This is a genomic window from Streptococcus sp. F2 (assembly GCF_056500955.1).
The window spans coordinates 1-4,449 of sequence record NZ_JBWKAI010000056.1 but is presented as its reverse complement, the minus strand read 5'-3'; the positions used below and the strand labels follow the sequence as shown (position 1 = coordinate 4,449).

1 tRNA gene and 2 rRNA genes are annotated in these 4,449 nt (G+C 49.8%); all 3 read right to left on the bottom strand.

The annotated features are described in order from the left end of the window. Positions 1–2,493, bottom strand: a 23S ribosomal RNA gene (locus ACYTR8_RS10115); the annotation flags it as partial. Between the two features lie 161 nt (positions 2,494–2,654). Then, a tRNA-Ala gene (locus tag ACYTR8_RS10110) sits at positions 2,655–2,727 on the bottom strand. Positions 2,728–2,780: 53 nt separating this feature from the next. Continuing rightward, positions 2,781–4,329, bottom strand: a 16S ribosomal RNA gene (locus tag ACYTR8_RS10105). Positions 4,330–4,449: the final 120 nt, after the last annotated feature.

Below are 4,449 nucleotides of genomic sequence, written 5' to 3'. Positions count from 1 at the left end.
CCTCCCCGTCGATGTGAACTCTTGGGGGAGATAAGCCTGTTATCCCCAGGGTAGCTTTTATCCGTTGAGCGATGGCCCTTCCATACGGAACCACCGGATCACTAAGCCCGACTTTCGTCCCTGCTCGAGTTGTAGCTCTCGCAGTCAAGCTCCCTTATACCTTTACACTCTGCGATTGATTTCCAACCAATCTGAGGGAACCTTTGGGCGCCTCCGTTACCTTTTAGGAGGCGACCGCCCCAGTCAAACTGCCCGTCAGACACTGTCTCCGATAGGGATAACCTATCCGGGTTAGAGTAGCCATAACACAAGGGTAGTATCCCAACAACGCCTCCGTCGAAACTGGCGTCCCGACTTCAATGGCTCCTACCTATCCTGTACATGTGGTACAGATACTCAATATCAAACTGCAGTAAAGCTCCATGGGGTCTTTCCGTCCTGTCGCGGGTAACCTGCATCTTCACAGGTACTAAAATTTCACCGAGTCTCTCGTTGAGACAGTGCCCAAATCATTACGCCTTTCGTGCGGGTCGGAACTTACCCGACAAGGAATTTCGCTACCTTAGGACCGTTATAGTTACGGCCGCCGTTTACTGGGGCTTCAATTCAGATCTTCGCTTACGCTAAACCCTCCTCTTAACCTTCCAGCACCGGGCAGGCGTCACCCCCTATACATCATCTTACGATTTAGCAGAGAGCTGTGTTTTTGATAAACAGTTGCTTGGGCCTATTCACTGCGGCTGACCTAAGTCAGCACCCCTTCTCCCGAAGTTACGGGGTCATTTTGCCGAGTTCCTTAACGAGAGTTCTCTCGATCACCTGAGGCTACTCGCCTCGACTACCTGTGTCGGTTTGCGGTACGGGTAGAGTATAATTAAACGCTAGAAGCTTTTCTTGGCAGTGTGACGTCACTAACTTCGCTACTTAACTTCGCTCCCCATCACAGCTCAATGTTATAAAGATAAGCATTTGACTCATCTTACACCTCACTGCTTAGACAGGCTCTTCCAATCGCCTGCTTTAGTTAGCCTACTGCGTCCCTCCATCACTTTATACTCTAGTACAGGAATATCAACCTGTTGGCCATCGGATACACCTTTCGGTCTCTCCTTAGGTCCCGACTAACCCAGGGCGGACGAGCCTTCCCCTGGAAACCTTAGTCTTACGGTGGACAGGATTCTCACCTGTCTTTCGCTACTCATACCGGCATTCTCACTTCTATGCGTTCCAGCACTCCTCACGGTACACCTTCTTCACACATAGAACGCTCTCCTACCATGACACTAACGTGTCATCCACAGCTTCGGTAATATGTTTTAGCCCCGGTACATTTTCGGCGCAGGGTCACTCGACTAGTGAGCTATTACGCACTCTTTGAATGAATAGCTGCTTCTAAGCTAACATCCTAGTTGTCTGTGCAACCCCACATCCTTTTCCACTTAACATATATTTTGGGACCTTAGCTGGTGGTCTGGGCTGTTTCCCTTTCGACTACGGATCTTAGCACTCGCAGTCTGACTGCCGATTATATCTCGTTGGCATTCGGAGTTTATCTGAGATTGGTAATCCGAGATGGACCCCTCACCCAAACAGTGCTCTACCTCCAAGAGACTTAACATCGACGCTAGCCCTAAAGCTATTTCGGAGAGAACCAGCTATCTCCAAGTTCGTTTGGAATTTCTCCGCTACCCACAAGTCATCCAAGCACTTTTCAACGTGCCCTGGTTCGGTCCTCCAGTGCGTCTTACCGCACCTTCAACCTGCTCATGGGTAGGTCACATGGTTTCGGGTCTACAACATGATACTAAGTCGCCCTATTAAGACTCGGTTTCCCTGCGGCTCCGTCTCTTCAACTTAACCTCGCATCATATCGTAACTCGCCGGTTCATTCTACAAAAGGCACGCTCTCACCCATTAACGGGCTCGAACTTGTTGTAGGCACACGGTTTCAGGTTCTATTTCACTCCCCTCCCGGGGTGCTTTTCACCTTTCCCTCACGGTACTGGTTCACTATCGGTCACTAGAGAGTATTTAGGGTTGGGAGATGGTCCTCCCAGATTCCGACGAGATTTCGCGTGTCTCGCCGTACTCAGGATACTGCTAGGGCTCAAAAGAATTTTAAATACGAGGCTATTACTCTCTTTGGCTTACCTTCCCAGGTAATTCTTCTATCCTTTTAAAGTCCCACGTCGCAGTCCTACAACCCCGAGAAGTAAACTTCTCGGTTTGCCCTCCTGCCGTTTCGCTCGCCGCTACTAAGGCAATCGCGTTTGCTTTCTCTTCCTGCAGCTACTTAGATGTTTCAGTTCACTGCGTCTTCCTTCTCATAACCTTAACAGTTATGGATACTAGCCAGTAGCTAGTGGGTTCCCCCATTCGGACATCTCTGGATCAGCGCTTACTTACAGCTCCCCAAAGCATTTCGTCGTTAGTCACGTCCTTCTTCGGCTTCTAGTGCCAAGGCATCCACCGTGCGCCCTTATTAACTTAACCTTATCTTTTACTAGTATATCTTAACTAGAAAAACTCTTGATTATTCACAGCGTTTTCGGTTTATTTTCTTGTTACTATTCGTACAATCAATTTCTTGATCGTGGAATTTGATATAGATATTCAATTTTCAATGGACAATTATTAGGATTTCTCTATCCTAATGGAGCCTAGCGGGATCGAACCGCTGACCTCCTGCGTGCAAAGCAGGCGCTCTCCCAGCTGAGCTAAGGCCCCACAAGACCTCTCAAAACTAAATAAGACGACCCTAACGTGTTCCATTTCCTTAGAAAGGAGGTGATCCAGCCGCACCTTCCGATACGGCTACCTTGTTACGACTTCACCCCAATCATCTATCCCACCTTAGGCGGCTGGCTCCTAATAGGTTACCTCACCGACTTCGGGTGTTACAAACTCTCGTGGTGTGACGGGCGGTGTGTACAAGGCCCGGGAACGTATTCACCGCGGCGTGCTGATCCGCGATTACTAGCGATTCCGACTTCATGTAGGCGAGTTGCAGCCTACAATCCGAACTGAGATTGGCTTTAAGAGATTAGCTTGCCGTCACCGGCTTGCGACTCGTTGTACCAACCATTGTAGCACGTGTGTAGCCCAGGTCATAAGGGGCATGATGATTTGACGTCATCCCCACCTTCCTCCGGTTTATTACCGGCAGTCTCGCTAGAGTGCCCAACTTAATGATGGCAACTAACAATAGGGGTTGCGCTCGTTGCGGGACTTAACCCAACATCTCACGACACGAGCTGACGACAACCATGCACCACCTGTCACTCCTGCCCCGAAGGGAAAGCCTATCTCTAGACCGGTCAGGAGGATGTCAAGACCTGGTAAGGTTCTTCGCGTTGCTTCGAATTAAACCACATGCTCCACCGCTTGTGCGGGCCCCCGTCAATTCCTTTGAGTTTCAACCTTGCGGTCGTACTCCCCAGGCGGAGTGCTTAATGCGTTAGCTCCGGCACTAAGCCCCGGAAAGGGCCTAACACCTAGCACTCATCGTTTACGGCGTGGACTACCAGGGTATCTAATCCTGTTTGCTCCCCACGCTTTCGAGCCTCAGCGTCAGTTACAGACCAGAGAGCCGCTTTCGCCACCGGTGTTCCTCCATATATCTACGCATTTCACCGCTACACATGGAATTCCACTCTCCCCTTCTGCACTCAAGTTCTCCAGTTTCCAAAGCGTACAATGGTTGAGCCACTGCCTTTAACTTCAGACTTAAAGAACCGCCTGCGCTCGCTTTACGCCCAATAAATCCGGACAACGCTCGGGACCTACGTATTACCGCGGCTGCTGGCACGTAGTTAGCCGTCCCTTTCTGGTTAGTTACCGTCACATGGTGGATTTTCCACTCCCACCATCATTCTTCTCTAACAACAGAGCTTTACGATCCGAAAACCTTCTTCACTCACGCGGCGTTGCTCGGTCAGACTTCCGTCCATTGCCGAAGATTCCCTACTGCTGCCTCCCGTAGGAGTCTGGGCCGTGTCTCAGTCCCAGTGTGGCCGATCACCCTCTCAGGTCGGCTATGTATCGTCGCCTTGGTGAGCCGTTACCTCACCAACTAGCTAATACAACGCAGGTCCATCTCATAGTGATGCAGTTGCATCTTTTAAATGTTTAACATGTGTTAAACACTTTTATGCGGTATTAGCTATCGTTTCCAATAGTTATCCCCCGCTATGAGGTAGGTTACCTACGCGTTACTCACCCGTTCGCAACTCCTTGGACCGGTGCAAGCACCAGTCCTCAGCGTTCTACTTGCATGTATTAGGCACGCCGCCAGCGTTCGTCCTGAGCCAGGATCAAACTCTCATTAAGATCTGTTTGAACTTACTCGTTCTTTCTGTCGCTGACAGATTTATTTCTCGTTTTTGACGGGTAATATGTCTCCATATCACCCTCACATTTGGTTCGTCTTATTCAGTTCTCAAAGGTCTT